Here is a 17568-nt window from a genome sequence, read left to right as displayed (position 1 = left end):
GCTGTACTAGGTACGGTTATCATAATCGCTGTTATCATAAAAAAAGCGCCCAAAACCATCACGTTTGGGCGCTTTTTTATACAGCTATGTCAGTATACCTTTAAGCCGCATCCATTCTATTTTGTGGCTCAGCTACTTTATTACTCATCTACATCGTATAAGTTGGTTGCTGGCTGTCGATTTTTCCTGCCAACAGACGCTCAATCTCATTTTTGATTTTTTGACCTGCCACATCGTTGCCAATCTGTATGGCAAACCCTGCGGGACGATGGCTTTGGGCGCGCTCATTAATCCATACCACCTTGCCATTCATAGGCAAACGCTCGCTAGAATTTGGTAACGTGACCGCGACGAACACTTCATCGCCCAAGCTTTGCTTACGCTCTGTGGGAATAAACAAAGCGCCATTGGTCACGAACGACAGATAGCTGGCGTACAACGTCGCCATATCTGCGATATGACAAGTTAAGATGCCCCCACGTCCTGGCATGGCCATAATACACTCCTTATATCAAATCCATAAAAGCCCTACACGCTTTGTGCCGTCTTTATGCTGTAGTTATAGCACAGATAGCGCCTGCATCAGCGAATCATAGGCAAATTTGTCTTGCACATTTTGTAACCGAGCGGCTTTTATCTGCTGCATCTTTTGGGCAAAGTCGGCAATGCTCAGCGTATCGGGCAACATTGAGTCCTTTATCGCACTCATGTCAAGGTCGGTCTGGCGCATGTTCAGCCCCAGCACCAAGCGCTGAATGTCGGTCAGCATCAGCTCTGAGAGCGCAATAAACGCATCAATATCCAGCTGGGATTGCCAATAGTCACTGGCGGCGGTGCTGCTACGCTTGTGCGCGCGCAGCGCTTGCCATGTGGTCAGCCACAGCGCCCGCTTGCCATACCAGTCTGACTGGGCAAGCCCAATAGCCGCCATAGGCGCGCCCTCTGCCAGCGTCAACAGCTGCGCAATCTCATCGCTGCTTACCCGCTCGTGGTTGACCACCCCACCAAGCGCTGTGGTCACATAGTCAAGCGCAAGGCGCGTCTCGATGCGGTACAACGGCAGCTGCTGGACACGGCTTTTGATGGTCGGCAGTATCTGCGCTGGATGGTCACTGATTAAAATAACGTGCACTTGCGATTGCGGCTCTTCAAGCGTCTTTAATAGCGCATTGCTGGCAGCGACGGTCATGGTCTCGGCATGCTCTAATACGCAAATACGCAGCCCCTGCCCGCCTTGATAGATAAACGGCTGCAGCTCACGGATGTCATCGACTTTAATGCGCTGCAGCGTTTCTGTACTCGCTTTACTGCTTTTGCTTTTTTTGTCGCGGGTTTTTAGTGCGGTGTCTTGGCTGTCGATGGCAATCGGCATTTGCTGCTGCGGCAAGACGGCAAGGCTGGGATGCGTGCCTGACTTTAGCCATTGGCAACTTTCGCAGACACCGCACGCCCCGCGCAGATGCGTCTCACGCTCACGGCACAGCAACCATGCCACCAAACGCCAAACGAACGCGCGCTTACCCAATCCTGACGTCCCTGCCGCCAATAAGGCATGCGGCAGTTGGTGAGGCGGCGTCAGTACCCGCGAGGTCAGCTGTGCCCACAGCGCCGTTTGCCATGGCAGTAAGGGCGCAAAATAAACCGCATCGCTATTGATAGGGGCAGTCATCGTTTGCTTACTTGGTTTGGGTGGTGATGCATAGCGTTGTACTGCCTTATGGTTTTAATACATGCAATGATTGTAGCGCATCGAGACTCATGGCATTCATACGCGCCAAGTCCTCAGGGGTATCGACGCCCGCAGGCAACTGCTCACACGCTTGGGTAATAGCAATATGTTCGCCATTTTCGAGGACGCGCAGCTGCTCGAGGCTCTCTAACTGCTCAAGCGGGCTTTGCGGCCATTGAACGAATGCTTGCAATAGCGACACTCGATACGCATACAGCCCCAAATGACGAAAAGCGAGCTTTGGCACATGATTGTCGGTCGGCGCCTCTGCCAGCACTACATCACGCTCACAAGGAATGGGCGCTCGGCTAAAATATAATGCGCGCTGATAGGTGCCTGCATCACGTGCCACGACTTTGACCACTGAGGGGCGCAAAAAGCTTTGATAATCATCAATCGGCTCGTATAAAGTCGCCATCACGCTGCCTTCATCACTAACCAGCAAGTCTTTGACCTGCGCGAGTAAGCTTGGTGGTACAAGGGGCTCATCGCCTTGCATGTTAATCACAATATCATCTGCGCCCCAGCCTTTTATTTTTGCCACTTCTGCCAGACGGTCAGTGCCTGAGGCGTGACTGGCATCAGTCATGACGACCTCAAACCCTGCGTCACGGCACACGGTAGCGATACGCGCATCATCGGTAGCAATACACATATCATCGGCGAAATCAGCCGCGCGCGCCTTTTCTGCAACCCACAGTATCATTGGCTTGCCATGAATGTTCAATAAAGGCTTACCCGGTAAGCGGGTGCTTTGATAGCGTGCGGGAATGACGATATGGGTTTTGCTTTCTGTATATGCCGTGGACATGGATGACTCCTTTTCATGCGCGCATTGGCGTATCAATGGTATGGCGGTGTTTTTTCGCACGGCATCATGCCGTTTGTCATTATTTTGGCAGCACCTTAAGCGCAGATAGCTGCTGATGTAAGGTCTGGTAGCTTTGCGCACTTAATACCGCATTGACGGGCAATACCCAAAGCCTTTGTGCCAAGTGATGCACGCTACTGTTAGCAGGTGCCGTTTCTAATGCCGCGAGCAATAACGGGCGAATCTTTATCGCATCCTTTGCTGTGACCACAATCGGATACGTGTCGTAAGCGAGCAATTCTTCTAAACGAAACGGATGGTGGTCAGGATAAGGGTGCGCCACTGTCTCAAAGCCCAAATCACTCAACGTATCAAAAAAGCGCTGCGGATAGCCAATACCACTGACCGCATGTACGGTATCGCTCGCTTGTGGCGGCGAAAGCGTCGCGGTGCTGTCGCCAAGCGCGATGAGTGGCTGCAAGGCATCGGGCTGCAAATACATGCTAAGCGCTGCGCCTATCTCAGGACTGGGCGGCGCATCAGGCTTATGATGCTGCATCACGACCGCGCCCTTTAACCGCGATAACGGCTCGCGCAAAAAACCAGTTGGCAACAGCTGGCGATTGCCAAAGCCACGCGCACTATCGACCACAATCCATTCCATATCACGCGCTAAGGCATAATGCTGCAAGCCATCGTCCGCGATGATAAGCTGCAGTGTCGGCACGGCGGTCAATAACGTCTCTATCGCCTGCTGACGATTTGGGCAGACCGCCATCGGTACGCCTGTCATACCGACAATCAAGCACGGCTCGTCGCCGACTGTATCAGGGCTGCTGGTTGGCGTGACGAGTGCGGGCATGGCGCTGGTATCACCGCCATAGCCGCGACTGATGACCCCAACCTCAATACCCTGCTGCTGCAAATGATGCACCAAACGGATAATCAATGGCGTCTTACCACTGCCGCCCACCGTGATGTTACCAATCACCAATACTGGTATGGGCGCGCGGTAGCTTTTTTTGATGCCACTTTTATACAGCCATTGGCGCACGTGCAATATCGCGGCATACAGCCAGCTGAGCGGCAATAAAAACCACAACCAAGCGGCCTGTCGTTGCCATGCGCGTGTGATGGTGGTCTCAAGACTCATAAGCACCCGCTCCTATGGCTCTACTATACAAAGTCGCGGGCATACATCTGCGCGTAGTGACCTTGCTGCGCCATCAATTCCTGATGCGTACCCAGCTCAACGATGCGCCCTTTGTCCATCACTGCGATACGGTCTGCCGACTCAATGGTGGTCAAGCGGTGCGCAATGACCAACGTGGTACGGTCTTGCATCACATTATCGAGTGCCTTTTGGATATAAAACTCCGACTCATTGTCCAGCGCACTGGTCGCCTCATCGAGGATTAAAATCGGCGCGTCTTTGAGCAGCGCGCGCGCGATAGATAAGCGCTGACGCTGACCGCCTGAGAGCTGCAACCCCTCTGCACCAATCTGGCTGTCGTAGCCTGCGGGCATGTCCATAATAAAATCATGGGCAAAGGCGTCTTTTGCCGCCGCTTCAACCTCTCTTTGTGATTTTTCCATCAAGCTGCCATAAGCAATGTTATTGCGCACCGTGGTGTTAAACAGCACCACTTGCTGATTGACCATCGCAATTTGCGCACGCAAGCTGTCAAGCGTGATGTCATCAATCGGCAGCCCATCTATTAAGATGCGCCCTGAGGAAGCATTTAAACTGCGCGTCAGCAAATTGACCAAGGTTGACTTGCCCGCCCCACTGCGCCCGACCAAGGCAATGGTCTCACCTGCGCGTATCGACAGGCTAAACTCTTGCAGCGCGGTGGTGTCATCAGGATAGACCAAGCCCACCTTATCAAACACAATCTCCCCAGCGATGCTTGGGCGCTGAGTGCCTGAGTCGCGCTCTTCTGGCTCGTCGAGCAGCGCAAAAATAGACTCCCCTGCGGCGATGCCTTTTTGCAGCTTTTGATTGACGTCGGTCAGCGAGCGTACGGGTTTGCTGAGCAGACCTGCCGCAGCGATATACGAGATAAACTCGCCTGCGGAGATGTTGTTGATTACCGAGGGGCGCAGTGCCAGCCACACTACCACCGACATCGCCATTGCCATTAATAGCTGAACGGCGGGTGTGTTGATGCTGTTGGTGACCACCACCTTCATACCTTGGCGCAAGTTCTTTTGTGAGGCGCTATCAAACCGGGCAGCTTCATAGGCTTGTCCGCCGTAGTTTTTGACCACCTGATAGCCGCCAATCACCTCATTGGTGATGTGACTGACATCGCCCATGGTCTCTTGAATGCCCTTGGACAATTTTAAATAACGTTTAGACGCGATGCGTATCAGCCACAAAATCGGCGGCAACACCACAAATAAAATCAGCGTCAAACGCCAGTTGCTATAAAATAAAAAACCAATCAAACCAAGTACCGTCAAGCCGTCTCGCAATAGCGTCTTCATCGACTCGGTACTGGCAGCCGTCACCTGCTCGACATCAAAGATCAGCTTGGATGAAATCGTACCTGCAGGGTTTTGTAAATAAAAGGCACTCGGCAGGCGCAGCAGCTTATTAAATACCTGCACGCGCAGCTCATAGACCAAGTTGCGCGATACCAGAGCGGAATAATAATTACCCAAAAAGCTGCCCACACCGCGCACAAAAAACAGCGCAATAATCAACAGCGGAAACAGGTTCTGTTTGCTTTGGTCGCCTTGGTTAATGGCGTCGGTGATGTACTGGAGCAGCTTGGCAATCCAAATCTCAGTACCCGCATTGATGGCAAAACCCACAATGATAAGCACCAGCGCCCACCAGTAGGGCTTGAGATAGCCCAGCAAGCGCAGTAGTGTTTTATGCTTTGCTGGCGGCGTCATAGGAGGCGATGATACATCAGCTTGGCTCATAAAAGACTCAGATTGAATAAAAATAGAAAATCAGCAGCGAAAGGTAGACAGTACCGATGCTGCTAAAGGCGTACCCATCTTGCACAGGGCAGCCTGTCTCAGTAGACGATGACTTATACCGAAGCGCCCAGTTGTGCGATTAAGGCGGTCAGCTCATCGTTGTTTTGGAAGAATATCTCGACACTGCCCTTGCCGCCGCGTTTGTGCTTGAGCTTGACTTCTGCGCCGAGCGCTTCGGTCAGCTGCTGCGTGAGGCGCGCCACTTCTGCATTTTGATTGGGCGCAATTTTGGGCTTATCTTCATTGGGCGTCAGAATGGATTTGACCAGTTTTTCAGCATCGCGTACGGTCATGCCGCCGTCGATGATTTTTTTGGCAATAATCGGCTGCTGCTCGGCAGATAATGACAACAGCGGGCGCGCGTGTCCCATGTCCAGCTCGCCCGTCGCCAAGTGGTCTTTGACCGTGTCGTGTAGCTGGTTTAAACGCAGCAAGTTTGACACCGTGGTACGCGCTTTACCCACCACTTCGGCAATCATCGCATGACTCATGCCAAACTCGGTATGAAAGCGCTGTAAGGCGGCGGCTTGCTCGATGACGGACAAGTCTTCGCGCTGAATGTTTTCAATCAGTGCCAGCGCAATCGCCAACTCATCAGAGAGTGCGCGCTCAATCGCTGGGATTTCTGTTTTGCCCGCCAGTTTTGCAGCGCGCCAGCGGCGCTCACCTGCGATAATCTCGTGCGTAACTTCGTCACTGCTTTTGTCTTCACGAGCAAGTAACGGACGGATGACGATGGGCTGCATGACGCCATGCTGACGAATGGAGGATGCCAGCTCAGAGAGTGCCGTCTCGCTCATGTCGCGGCGCGGCTGGTATTTACCCGCCTGCAAGCGGGTCACATCAATCTGTACCAAGCTGATTTGGTCTTCGCTGCCCTCTTGTGCTATCGCCGCATTTTTGACTTTGCTGGCTTGGCGCGGGCTACGCGGGGTACGTGCCGCACTTTTTGGCGCAGCAATGGCGGCTGCCGTTTCAGCAGCATCGGTATCGTCTTGTAAGGCAGAGGCGGTAATTTGCTTTTCTTTCTTAATTGACCCTAATAAGGCATCTAAACCTCGATTGGCAGCCAATCCTCGTTTTTTCGCCATGATTACCTATCCTCTAACGCAAAAATAAAAGCCAAATGATAAAAAACTGCGCGGTACGTCGCGCTTGGTGTCAGATCACCGATAAGGCGACCTAGAGTAAGCCGTTATGCTTGCTTTTTGGCAGCACGGCTTTGCTTAATCACCTCAGCCGCCAGCTGTAAATACGCTTGTGCGCCTTTGGAGTTTTTTTCAAACGCCAGTACAGGCATGCCATGCGCAGGGGCTTCTGCCAAACGCACATTTCTAGGAATGTGCGTGCGGTACATGATATCACCAAAATGCGCCTCAAGCTCTTGCGACACATCATTGGCTAGGGTATTACGCGCATCGAACAAGGTACGCACCACCCCTTTGATGTGCAGTTTGGGATTCAGTTCCGTCAAGCGCTCAATGGTCTGTGACAAATCCGCCAAGCCCTCTAGCGCGTAGTATTCGCACTGCATGGGGATGATGACGCCATCGGTGGCGACTAAAGCATTAATGGTCAATAGGTTCAGACTCGGCGCGCAGTCCATGACGATATAGTCATAGCCTTTTTTCTTGCTGTTTTGCTGATCTTCCATCAACACATCGAGCGCATCTGCCAGCAAGGTATGGCTGTTTTCTTGTCCCATCAAGGTGATGTCCATACCCGCAAGCTCTTTATTGGCACCGACCACATCAAAGCCTGCAGGACTCATCACCGTGGCTTCGGCAATCGATACCCCATCGAGCAGCACGTCAGCGGCAGTCAATGCCAGCTCGTTTTTGTGCAGCCCTGTGCCTGTGGTGGCATTGCCTTGCGGGTCTAAATCAATCAGCAGTACACGCTTGCGTTTCGCGCTAAGGCTTGCGGCGAGGTTGACCGCCGTTGTGGTTTTACCAACCCCACCTTTTTGATTCGCAATTGCTAGGATTTCCATACACTCACTCAAGTTGATTAATCGAATACCGTGCCAGCAGCCAAAGGCGCTTGGGGCGTATTGTATTGTGTTGTCGTCGCTGATAGTACCACTTTGACGCTTATTTTGCGCAGTCTATATGCGTATTGCGTGCACGTCTTACCGCATGGGTCGACGATGCACCCTACCGCTTTGATGCCTAAGCTTAGTCATTTTTCGCTGATAATTCAATCAAATGCCGACTGTCATGCAATCTTGGTACGGTCAAAGGAATGGTTTTGATGTCCCATGCGCCAGACAAGCTTTGCAGCTCCTCATCGGTTGGCGCTTTGCCTTTCATGGCTGACAAATAGCCGCCTGCCGCCAAACGTATGCTTGCCACCGCCACAAAATCATCAAGACTGGCAAAGGCGCGCGAGGTCACCACCTCATAGCTGCCATCGTGCGCTTCAATACGGCTGGCGATGGGCGTTAAATTGTTTAAACCCAGCTGGCTTGCCACTTGCTTAATAAAGCGTATCTTTTTTTGGTTACTGTCGAGCGCGGTACACAGGCGCTCAGGCTGACAAATGGCAATAATCACCGCAGGCAGACCTGCTCCTGTACCGATATCCAGAAGGCTGCCTTTGGGCAAATGCGGCAAAATCGCCAAGCAATCAATAATATGCTTAATCAGTGCTTCTTTTGGCTCAGTAATCGCCGTTAGGTTATACGCCTTGGTCCACAATAGCAGCTGGTCTAAATACAGCAATAAGGCACGCAGCTGCGCGTCACTCAATTCAAGCCCCAACTCTGCCACCGCTTGCGCGAGTATCTGGGTCAATGCTGGCAACTGGTTGCCTAATTTGGCAAACCCGTCTGGGCTGATGGTCGGAACGGACAAGGGCTTTTGGTCAAAATGAGTCATGGTAATAGACGCTACGGCTGATGCTGACAGACAAAAAAATACCAAATTTGGCATGTGAACCGACTATTTTATCATGCAGCCTCGATGTTGAATAGTTGCAGATTGCGCGATTATCGGGCATCTTGTACTATCGGCCTATCATTATCCATTGAGATGCTAGCGTACCATGCCCGATAATGGCGGCTAATCTGACACCAACGAGCGATATCGACCCCACACTTATGACAAAAACCATGCCCAATTCTCCCGCTTCGGCCACCCCTTTGTTGACGCCAGCGGACATCACTCCTGAGGTTAATCTGGCACGTGTCCAAGCACACTGCCGCCTGACGGTCGACCAGCTAAAGCGCTACAGCCACACACGCCACTTACCAAAAGACACCAGCACTGCCCCAGAGCTGGACATCGGCTTTGGTCAAGAGCGTGCATTAAAAGCGCTAAAAACGGCGCTGGATATCAATGCCAATGGCTATCACGTGTTTGCCGCAGGCGAAAATGGACTGGGCAAGCGCACCATCATCAGCCGCCTGTTAAAACGCAGCGCCAAAACTGCGCCAACCCCAAACGATTGGGTATATGTGCATAATTTTGATGACCCGCGCGCGCCGATTGCCTTATCCTTGCCAGCAGGTGAAGGTCTGGTGTTACAAGGCTTTGTTGAAGCCTTATGGCAGACCACCAAAAAACGCCTCAGCCAGCGTTTTCGTAGCGACCATTATCAAAGCGAAATCGAAGCGATTAAAAACAGCGCGCACCAAAAAGAAAGCAGCGCCTATGACGCATTAAGTGCTGAAGGCTTAGAATACAACCTTGCGCTGACCTTTCGCCCCTCAGACAACAAAGCGGTCTTTGTGCATCCCAGCCAGTTGCCAAGCGATGATGACAATACACCAGACAACAAAGCGCCTGAGAGCAGCAATGATGGGCAACAGCGCCGCAACTTTGCACAAAAAAATCACATGCAAAAACGCCTCAATCAGCTGACCATTACTTTAGAGCAGCTCGAAGATGAGGCAAATGACGCGATTGAAGCCTTGCACCGCAGCATCGCTGAGCGCACGCTGACCCCTGTTTTTGCGCCCTTACGTCAGCATTTTGCCGCGCAGGCAAGCGTCATTGCTCATTTGGACGCTATGTTCAAAGACATGGTCAGTCATGTTGAGCGCATCGTCAATGCCGACGATGAAGAGTTTGTCGCTTCGATGCTTGCGACCACGCCAAGCCGCTATGCGGTCAATGTGATGGTCAGTCACACGCCCGATAGCGGTGCGCCTGTGGTGTTCGAGGATTTGCCCACGCATTTAAACTTGCTTGGGCATGTCGAGCAAATCACCCAGCTCGGTACGGTCACCACCGACGTCAGCATGATACGCTCAGGCGCATTGCACCGCGCCAACGGCGGCTTTTTGCTCTTAGAGGCGAGCCACGTCCTAGAGCATCCCTATGCTTGGCAAGGGCTCAAACGCGCCTTGCAAGCGCGGCAAATCCGTCTGTCCAGCCTTGAGCAGATGCTGACCTTGACGGGCAGTTTGTCACTGGCACCTGCACCCATTGACCTTGATGTCAAAGTGATACTGCTCGGTGAAGCCGATTTGTATTACGAGCTGTTAGAATTAGAGCCTGAATTTGACGCGGTGTTTAAGGTACGCGCCGACTTTCATGACGACGTGTCACGTACCGACGCGCACGAGCTGGCACTGGTCGCCAAAATGGCGGACATCATCCATCATGCCCATCTCTACCCATTTGATAAAAGCGCGCAAGCGACATTGCTCGAGCATCTAAGCCTGCAAGCAGAAGACCAAGACCGCCTAACCTTGCACAGCGACCGTTTGATTAAGCTACTCCACGAGTCCAACCGCCATGCGCGCTTAGCGGGCAAAACCGTCGTGGACGCCAATCACGTCACCCAAGCGATTGACGATATGGACGAGCGCTCAGGCTATTTGCGTGATTTGTACTGGGATGAGTTAAAAAACGGGCAGCAGCTCATCAATACTCAAGGCGTGGCGGTCGGGCAAGTCAATGCGCTCACCGTGGTCAGCTACGCCGATAGCGAATTTGGCATGCCTGCCCGCTTGACCGCTGTGATTCAGCCCAATGTCGGCGCAGGCGAGATTTTAGACATCGAGCGTGATGTGGACTTGGGCGGCAGCATCCACGCTAAAGGCATGCTGATTATGACCAGCTACTTGCGTGCGCTGTTCAGCCAGCACCATACCCTAAACTTTAGCGCCTCACTCGCCTTTGAGCAAAGCTATGCGCATATCGACGGCGACAGCGCTACCGTGAGCGAGGCGTGCGCCCTGCTCTCTGCCCTTGCTGATGTGCCCATCAATCAGTCCTTTGCCATCACAGGCTCTATGAACCAGCTCGGCGAAATCCAAGCAGTCGGCGGTATTAATTCAAAGATTGCAGGCTTTTTTGATGCCTGCCGCGAGCAAGGATTGACAGGAGAGCAAGGCGTTATCATTCCGATGGCCAATGCCAAACAGCTGATGCTGCGTGATGACATCATCGAGGCGGTCAGTGAGCAGCGCTTTGTCATTTATGGCGTCAATAGCCTGCGCGAGGCACTCACCTTGATGACAGGCTTACCGATTGATACTTTAAACAAAAAAAAGCGCTACCACAAAAACACCTTGTTCGGCAAAATCTTGCGCCGCCTCATGCTGTGGGAGCAAAATCAAGAGCCGACCGCCGCCGCCGAAGCTGAACCTGCTGCTGCCACAGAAGCACCCGCAAAGAAGAAGCGTAAGAAAAAGCCCAGTAAAGGCGATGTACCAGAGGCGACCGTGCCATCAGAAGGTGAAACCAGCACCACAACAACCAAAGCACGCTATAAGGTGAAATAAAAAAACGGTTCAAAAGGTATGTGGGTATCCGTGTTTATACGCTTCCCCTCATATATCCTTGAACACCGTACAACCAACTTGCGCCAGTCCAAGCAAACCTTAACCGCTTAGGCTGGCGTTCGTTTTTTATTGCTGCGTCTTTTTGCCCCGCATCGATGCTCCCTGACATATATTTGAACACCCTTAGCATGACAAGCGACGCATTGCCGCGACGCACCCACAATCCTCCCTAGACGCTCACGCGCTTTTCTGCGATGATAACCAAACGCTTTTTGCGCCCTTGTACCCGCCATGGTCATCTGACCACTGTCCACCGCATCTTTATAGGTTATCTTCATGACTGCGTCCAATTCTGCTGATTTTGCCTCTAAGACCGACAACAGTACCGACAAAGCCAGTCGCCACGGTGCTGCCACCACCGCGCGCCAATGGCAAGTCTTGTCACAATTGCAGCGCAATCGCTGGGTCGGCACGTCGCACATTTATGAGCAGCTGGCATTGGCAGGATTTGACATCAGTTTGCGTACCGTGCAGCGCGACCTAAACGCTTTGGCGAAGCGCTTTCCTATCGAAAAAAACAATGCCAACCCGCAAGGCTGGCGCTGGAAGGACGACGCGCCGTTACAGAGCTTGCCGCATATGAATTTATCACAAGCAGTCGCTTTTAACATGGTCGAGGCCAACCTAACGCAGCTGTTGCCCCCTGCCATTTTAGATGAGCTGTTCCCGTGGTTTGACTTGGCGCGCAGACAGCTCAAAAACAGCAAGGTCACACACTCGTGGCTCGATAGAGTGCGTATAGAGCCTGCCACACAGCCGCTAATCGCGCCGCATATTGACTTGCAAAGCAAAGACAACATTTATCACGCCCTGTTTTATCAACTGCAAATCCGCGCCAGCTACACGCGCAGCAATCAGCCGCACCCCAGCGATTATGTCTTAAATCCCATTGCCATCATTCAGCGCGGGGTGGTGATTTATTTATTGGCGACGCGTACCGATGACCCCGACGAGGTGATTCGCACCTTTGCCTTGCATCGTTTTTTGGCGGTCGAAGTGCTCGAAGCGGCGGCCAAGACGCCCAAAGACTTTGAGCTGGACAGTTATCTGGACGCAGGGGTGATGGGCTTTCCACATTCACAGCTCAGCAAATCACTGCCCAATCATGGCAAAAACATACCTATCGAGCTGCATTTTACAGCGCAGGCGGGTAAGAGCTTGACAGAAAGCAAGCTGAGCGAAGACCAACAAGTCACGGTTGAGGACGACGGCAGCTTACGCATTCGCGCGACGGTCAATATGACTTTGCAGCTGGTGTGGTGGCTGCGCGGCTTTGGCAAAGGACTGTTGGATGTCAAACCCACGGTATTGCACCGCGCTGTACTCGATGCGCCGTCACTCAATGACGCAGACACTTAAACGGGCATCACTTCAAGACTACGCCTGACTCAGCCTCTTTATCGACCCCATTATAATAAGGACCACTATGCCTATCGCCACTGACCCCAATTTGGTTTCAGACAATCTGACCGCCCTCGGTATGAACAGAGAATTGCTACTGTTTGCCATGAATTATGACGCCGACAAGGTAGAGAGCAAAGGATTATTAAAGCGTTTTAAACAAAACCAAGGGATGATTGATATCGATATTGCCTGCGCCATGTACGACGCGCAGTGTCAGCTCCAAGAGATGGTGTGGTTTAAACAGCTGCGCGACAAGGCAGAGTCGGTGCGCCATCAAGGCGACAGCCTAAACGGCAAAGACCGTGGCGAGCAGGCAATGTACCACGCGCCTTTTGACCAAGAACAGATTCGCCTATATTTGACCAGCGTGCCCAAGCACATCAAGCACCTTGCTTTACTCGTCAGCTCGTATCATGGACAGCCTTTTTCTGGCGTCAACGCAGGCGAGCTGCACGTAGGCGATGATGAAGGCAACCACTTGATAGACATTAACCTCAAGCAGCTGCCCAAAGACTGTCAATCGCTATGGGTGGCAAGTTTGCACCGTGAGATTGACGGCTGGTATCTGACCGCGCAGAGTCTACCACTGAGTGACCATGCGCTGGACGCCGCCGCCGAACAAGTGGCGTATGAGCTGGCACGCACCTTGCCGAGCGTTTAAGACAGTCGCCCTACTCTAAAGGCTCGCCGCAATGGGGGCAGAAGTTTTTCTTATTGACCTCTTTTTCGCGGCGCTCTAGTTCTTGCTCGCGTAGGACTTGCAGCACAATGTCCTGCGCCTGCGCCCTATCCAGACCCAGCTCGCGACGGATTTTGTCCACCATGCGCTGGTTTTGTACCAAGTCAAAATCGCCATCAATCAGCTGCTCACGAAAATGCTGCTCCAACTCCTCACGTCGCTGGCTAAGCTCATTGGCAAGCCCTGTTGCCAAAATACCCGCAGGCAGTGCCGCCAAACCCACGCCCAATATGGTAATCACCGCGCCCAATATCTTGCCCGCCATGGTCACGGGTATCACATCACCATAACCGACGGTGGTCAGCGTCACCACCGCCCACCACATCGCCTTGGGAATCGACTCAAACTCTTCAGGCTGCGCGTGGTTTTCAACCAAATAAATACCGCTCGACGCCGTCACAATCATGATGATTAAAATAAAAATCACCGCCTGAAAAGAGCCGCGCTCTTTACTGATGACCACCAGCAAAATACGCATCGACGCAAAATAACGGGTCAGCTTTAAAATACGAAACAGGCGCAAAATACGCAAAAAGCGCAAATCAATGGTGACAAAGAAGTTAAAGAAGGCAGGTGCAATGGCAATCAAATCGACCAAGGCCGAAGGACTGCGCACCCAGTCAAAGCGCTGACGCCACGTGGTGTCTTTTGGTTTGGCTTCAGCCACACTCCAAAAGCGCAACAAGTATTCAATAGAAAAGATAATGATGGAGAAGTTTTCAAACCACGTAAAATACGTCTGATGCGGGTAATACCACTCATCTACCGACTCAGCAATCACCGCCGCCACGTTGGTCATGATTAAAAAAATCAGAAAGTAATCCACATAGCGGCTGAGCGCCGTATCGTGGTCATCGTTTTGTAGGACATCATAGACCATACGCCGCACGTGTTGTATGGAGTCAGATAACATGCCTATCCTGCGTTGAGCCTATCTTGTGTGTGTTCACTGAATCTGTCGCCCCCAATCTGATGGTCACGTATTGTCGAGTCGCGTTGATGACGGACTCGCCCTAAGCCACATAAGTATAGTGCATATACGCCAAGAGCAGTAGCAACAATCCTGTCACACTCAGCCCAAGCATCAACACGCGACGCTCCATATGCGAGCTGTTGATCGGCTCAGGTATGGGTATCAAGGCACAGCCGCATTCTGGGCATATCCCATCTGTTTGTACGATTTTAGCCATTGAGCGTGCGAGCGCACAGCGCCTTGGCGAATTGCTACAATAACCTGCCATAACCATCGCCATTTATCATATGAACGTCAATTCTACTCCAAAAGCAGATAAAAAGAAAAACAGTATAAAAATATTAAAAATCCAAGCGCGTTGTCTCTTTGCTATAAAAATATTGCTCATTTCTATCTAACTCACTACTAACTGTATGGGATTTATATTATAATCACTCGTAAGCGAATCATCATATGTTTATTGATTCGTATATTGCTCGGGCAAAGCGCTGCGCTTGCCGAGTATCATTTACGATAGTGAGGAAGCACCCCATGACATTACAATCAATCACTCTAGCTGTCATCACCGCCCTTGGCATGACCTCTGCTTTTGCTGTTCCTGCAGGTACGTGGACGGTGGCGGCTGGCGCACACATGGTTGACCCAAAAAGCGACAATGGCAAACTGCTAAATGATACGCTTTCTGTTGATGTTGATGACGACATTCGCCCTACCATCAGCGGTGAATACTTCGTCGCAGACAATGTCGGCGTTGAGCTGCTTGCCGCTATGCCCTTTCATCATGACTTTGAACTCAAAGACCCTACTGGCAATACCGTCTTAACTGGTAAGACGCAGCACCTACCACCAACATTGTCACTACAGTATCACTTTGATAACGACATGATGCCAATGAACGTCAAGCCATTTGTCGGTGTGGGTGTCAACTACACCACTTTCTTTAAAGAGCGTGTCTCTAACGGTGCAGATTTAGAGTTTGATGACAGTGTCGGCGTTGCAGGTCACGTGGGTATTGATTTCCCATACGCGCCAACCGAGTCTTTCCGCATCGATGCCCGCTACATGGACATCAAAACAGACGCCTCTCTAAATGGCATGGACATCGGTGAAGTCGATATCAGCCCGTGGGCGTACGGCGTTGCCTTTGTAAAGCAGTTCTAATTCCGTATTATCACTGATTGTGGTCATACGCTAAGACAATAAGAAAAACAGCAATAACAACAACCTTTGGCTCATAAAGGTACCCGTCATTTGATGGGTACTTTTTTTATGCCACTTTTTTATCATTGCCCGTGATATCTGATGCCTGTCACGAGAACACCACATAAAAAAAGACCGCCCTTAGGCAGTCTTTTTCGTGACCGTTGTGTAAGCTGCGTGCGCTTGATTGCCCAATCAGGCAGCGTCAATATGGCTTATAGCAGGATACGGCGTGGGTCTGCCAGTAAGGTTGCGATATAACGGGTAAATACCGCAGCATCCGCACCATTAATCACGCGGTGGTCATACGACAATGACAATGGCAGCATCAAACGTGGCTCAAAGCTTTGCGTTTTAGCGTTCCATTTTGGTTGCATGGTCGCTTCTGACGCGCCTAGGATACCGACTTGTGGCCAGTTAACCAGTGGCGTGAATGCCGTACCGCCCAAGACACCTTGGCTTGAGATGGTAAAGCTTGCGCCTTGCAAGTCTTTGGCACCCAGTTTCTTATCACGTGCTTTAACAGCCAATTCACCGATTTCAATCGCCAGCTGCTTGATGCCTTTGTCTTGTGCGTTTTTAATCACAGGCACAATCAGACCGTCATCAGTCGCAACCGCAATACCCATATTCACACTCTTACGCACGATGATTTGCGTATTGTCATCGCTAAGATGACTGTTAAAGCGTGGGTGCTGTGTCAGCGCATATGCGGTCGCTTTGACGATAAAGGCAAGAATGGTCAAGCCAATACCTTGCGCTTTCATACCACCTTTGAGCTCGCCGCGTAGCGCTTCGGTCTCGGTGATGTCCGCCATATCGAACTGCGTTACCTGCGGTAGCAAGGTATTGTAGTTCAGCTGCGGGATAGAGACTTTTTGTAGGCGGCTTAGGTCTTGGACTTCTGTCTCACCCCAAATCTCTTGGTTGCTCATATCAGGCAGCTTTGGCAAGCTTGCGCCCGCAGCAGCAGGTGCGCTCGCTGGCGCGGCTTGCTGGGTGGTCAGACGGGTTTTGACGTAGGCGAACAAATCTTCTTTTAAAATACGCTCATTCGGTGCTGAGCCGCTCACTTGCGTGATGTCGACACCAAGCTGACGCGCCAGCTTACGTACGGCAGGACCTGCATATACGTCAGTCAGTTTTTCGTTGACTTCCGCTTCGCTTAGCTTTTTACCTGCTGGTGCAGTACTGGTGCTTGGCGCTGGTGCTTGCTTTGGCTCACCCGTTGGCGCTGGTTGCGCTTTTGCTTCAGGCTTGCTGTCTGCTTTTGGTGCAGGCTTGTCTTCTTTTTTCGCGGTGTCCGCTTTTGGTTTTGCTTTCGCGCTGCCTGCCGCTTTAATCACGATAAAGTCTTGACCATTGGCGACCATATCACCTGCGCTGACCAAGATTTTTTCAATCACGCCAGCCTCTGGTGCAGGCACTTCGACTGAGGCTTTGTCTGATTCAATCAGTAATAGTGATTCGTCCGCTTCTACAGTATCACCAACGCTGACCATGATTTCAGCCACTTGCGCTTCGTCAACACCAAGGTCTGGTAGTGCATGAGTGGTTGATGCGCCTTCGCTTGCGTCATCCGCCGCTTCTTCCTCTACCGTGTCTTCTTCTGCACTGTCATCCGCTTGTTCTGGTTCAGCAGCGTCTTCAGCGCTGTCATCAGAACCCGCGTCATCGCTAGCGTCCGCGCTGTCTACTTCAATCAGCACGGTGCCTTCGCTGACTTGATCGCCAACGCTGACACTGATTTTGGTGACTTTACCAGCAGCAGTAGTGGGTACTTCGACCGATGCTTTGTCTGACTCTAGCAAGACGATGTTGTCGTCTTTTTCGATGACATCACCGACCGCGACCATGATTTCGCTGACTTCGGCACTGTCTACGCCCAAATCGGGGGCTTTAACTTCCATGATTTTCTCCTAAT

The 17568-nt window shown here is 51.8% G+C and carries 15 protein-coding genes; 4 read left to right on the top strand and 11 right to left on the bottom strand.

Annotated features, from left to right (window positions below):
- Positions 1 to 148 precede the first annotated feature (148 nt).
- The 8 genes from JMW05_RS10910 to rsmG form a co-directional block, all read right to left on the bottom strand.
- Positions 149 to 496, bottom strand: coding sequence for a PilZ domain-containing protein (locus JMW05_RS10910; protein WP_201505269.1), 348 nt, complete (start codon positions 494 to 496; stop codon positions 149 to 151).
- Between the two features lie 63 nt (positions 497 to 559).
- On the bottom strand, positions 560 to 1669 hold the full coding sequence (locus tag JMW05_RS10905; protein ID WP_201505268.1) for a DNA polymerase III subunit delta': 1110 nt from the start codon (positions 1667 to 1669) through the stop codon (positions 560 to 562).
- Positions 1670 to 1715: 46 nt separating this feature from the next.
- Complete coding sequence (gene kdsB, locus JMW05_RS10900) at positions 1716 to 2540, bottom strand: 3-deoxy-manno-octulosonate cytidylyltransferase (RefSeq protein ID WP_201505267.1); 825 nt, start codon at positions 2538 to 2540, stop codon at positions 1716 to 1718.
- Positions 2541 to 2619: 79 nt separating this feature from the next.
- On the bottom strand, positions 2620 to 3693 hold the full coding sequence (lpxK, locus tag JMW05_RS10895) for a tetraacyldisaccharide 4'-kinase (protein WP_201505266.1): 1074 nt from the start codon (positions 3691 to 3693) through the stop codon (positions 2620 to 2622).
- Positions 3694 to 3716: 23 nt separating this feature from the next.
- Positions 3717 to 5474, bottom strand: coding sequence for a lipid A export permease/ATP-binding protein MsbA (gene msbA / locus JMW05_RS10890; RefSeq protein WP_227691518.1), 1758 nt, complete (start codon positions 5472 to 5474; stop codon positions 3717 to 3719).
- Between the two features lie 113 nt (positions 5475 to 5587).
- On the bottom strand, positions 5588 to 6625 hold the full coding sequence (locus tag JMW05_RS10885; RefSeq protein ID WP_201505265.1) for a ParB/RepB/Spo0J family partition protein: 1038 nt from the start codon (positions 6623 to 6625) through the stop codon (positions 5588 to 5590).
- Positions 6626 to 6729: 104 nt separating this feature from the next.
- Positions 6730 to 7527 (bottom strand): ParA family protein, encoded by a 798-nt coding sequence (locus JMW05_RS10880; RefSeq protein ID WP_201505264.1) that lies wholly within the window; start codon positions 7525 to 7527, stop codon positions 6730 to 6732.
- 184 nt (positions 7528 to 7711) lie between these two features.
- On the bottom strand, positions 7712 to 8413 hold the full coding sequence (rsmG, locus tag JMW05_RS10875; RefSeq protein WP_201505263.1) for a 16S rRNA (guanine(527)-N(7))-methyltransferase RsmG: 702 nt from the start codon (positions 8411 to 8413) through the stop codon (positions 7712 to 7714).
- A 233-nt stretch (positions 8414 to 8646) separates the two neighbouring features.
- Here rsmG and JMW05_RS10870 point away from each other — a divergent pair, with 233 nt between their 5' ends.
- The 3 genes from JMW05_RS10870 (at position 8647) to JMW05_RS10860 (ending at position 13393) form a co-directional block, all read left to right on the top strand.
- Positions 8647 to 11268 carry an ATP-binding protein gene (locus tag JMW05_RS10870; RefSeq protein ID WP_201505262.1) on the top strand — a complete coding sequence of 874 codons (2622 nt, stop codon included), beginning with the start codon at positions 8647 to 8649 and terminating at the stop codon, positions 11266 to 11268.
- A gap of 336 nt (positions 11269 to 11604) precedes the next feature.
- On the top strand, positions 11605 to 12687 hold the full coding sequence (locus JMW05_RS10865) for a helix-turn-helix transcriptional regulator (RefSeq protein WP_201505261.1): 1083 nt from the start codon (positions 11605 to 11607) through the stop codon (positions 12685 to 12687).
- Positions 12688 to 12754: 67 nt separating this feature from the next.
- Complete coding sequence (locus JMW05_RS10860; RefSeq protein ID WP_201505260.1) at positions 12755 to 13393, top strand: TerD family protein; 639 nt, start codon at positions 12755 to 12757, stop codon at positions 13391 to 13393.
- A 10-nt stretch (positions 13394 to 13403) separates the two neighbouring features.
- On the opposite strand, the gene JMW05_RS10855 is transcribed toward JMW05_RS10860, so the two are convergent.
- Positions 13404 to 14384, bottom strand: coding sequence for an ion transporter (locus JMW05_RS10855; RefSeq protein WP_201505259.1), 981 nt, complete (start codon positions 14382 to 14384; stop codon positions 13404 to 13406).
- A 100-nt stretch (positions 14385 to 14484) separates the two neighbouring features.
- On the bottom strand, positions 14485 to 14712 hold the full coding sequence (locus JMW05_RS10850) for a hypothetical protein (RefSeq protein WP_201505258.1): 228 nt from the start codon (positions 14710 to 14712) through the stop codon (positions 14485 to 14487).
- Positions 14713 to 14975: 263 nt separating this feature from the next.
- On the opposite strand from JMW05_RS10850, the gene JMW05_RS10845 reads away from it, so the two are divergent.
- The gene (locus JMW05_RS10845; RefSeq protein ID WP_201505257.1) at positions 14976 to 15605 is read left to right on the top strand and encodes an OmpW/AlkL family protein; all 630 of its coding nucleotides are present in this window, start codon (positions 14976 to 14978) and stop codon (positions 15603 to 15605) included.
- Positions 15606 to 15859: 254 nt separating this feature from the next.
- Here JMW05_RS10845 and JMW05_RS10840 read toward each other — a convergent pair whose 3' ends face one another.
- Positions 15860 to 17554, bottom strand: a complete 1695-nt coding sequence (locus JMW05_RS10840) for a 2-oxo acid dehydrogenase subunit E2 (protein WP_201505256.1) — start codon at positions 17552 to 17554, stop codon at positions 15860 to 15862.
- Positions 17555 to 17568 lie beyond the last annotated feature (14 nt).

The sequence above is a fragment of the Psychrobacter aestuarii genome, from assembly GCF_904846035.1.
GTDB classification, from domain to species: Bacteria; Pseudomonadota; Gammaproteobacteria; order Pseudomonadales; family Moraxellaceae; genus Psychrobacter; species Psychrobacter aestuarii.
The sequence above is the reverse complement of the archived record's forward strand: the minus strand, read 5'-3'. Positions and strand labels throughout refer to the sequence as shown.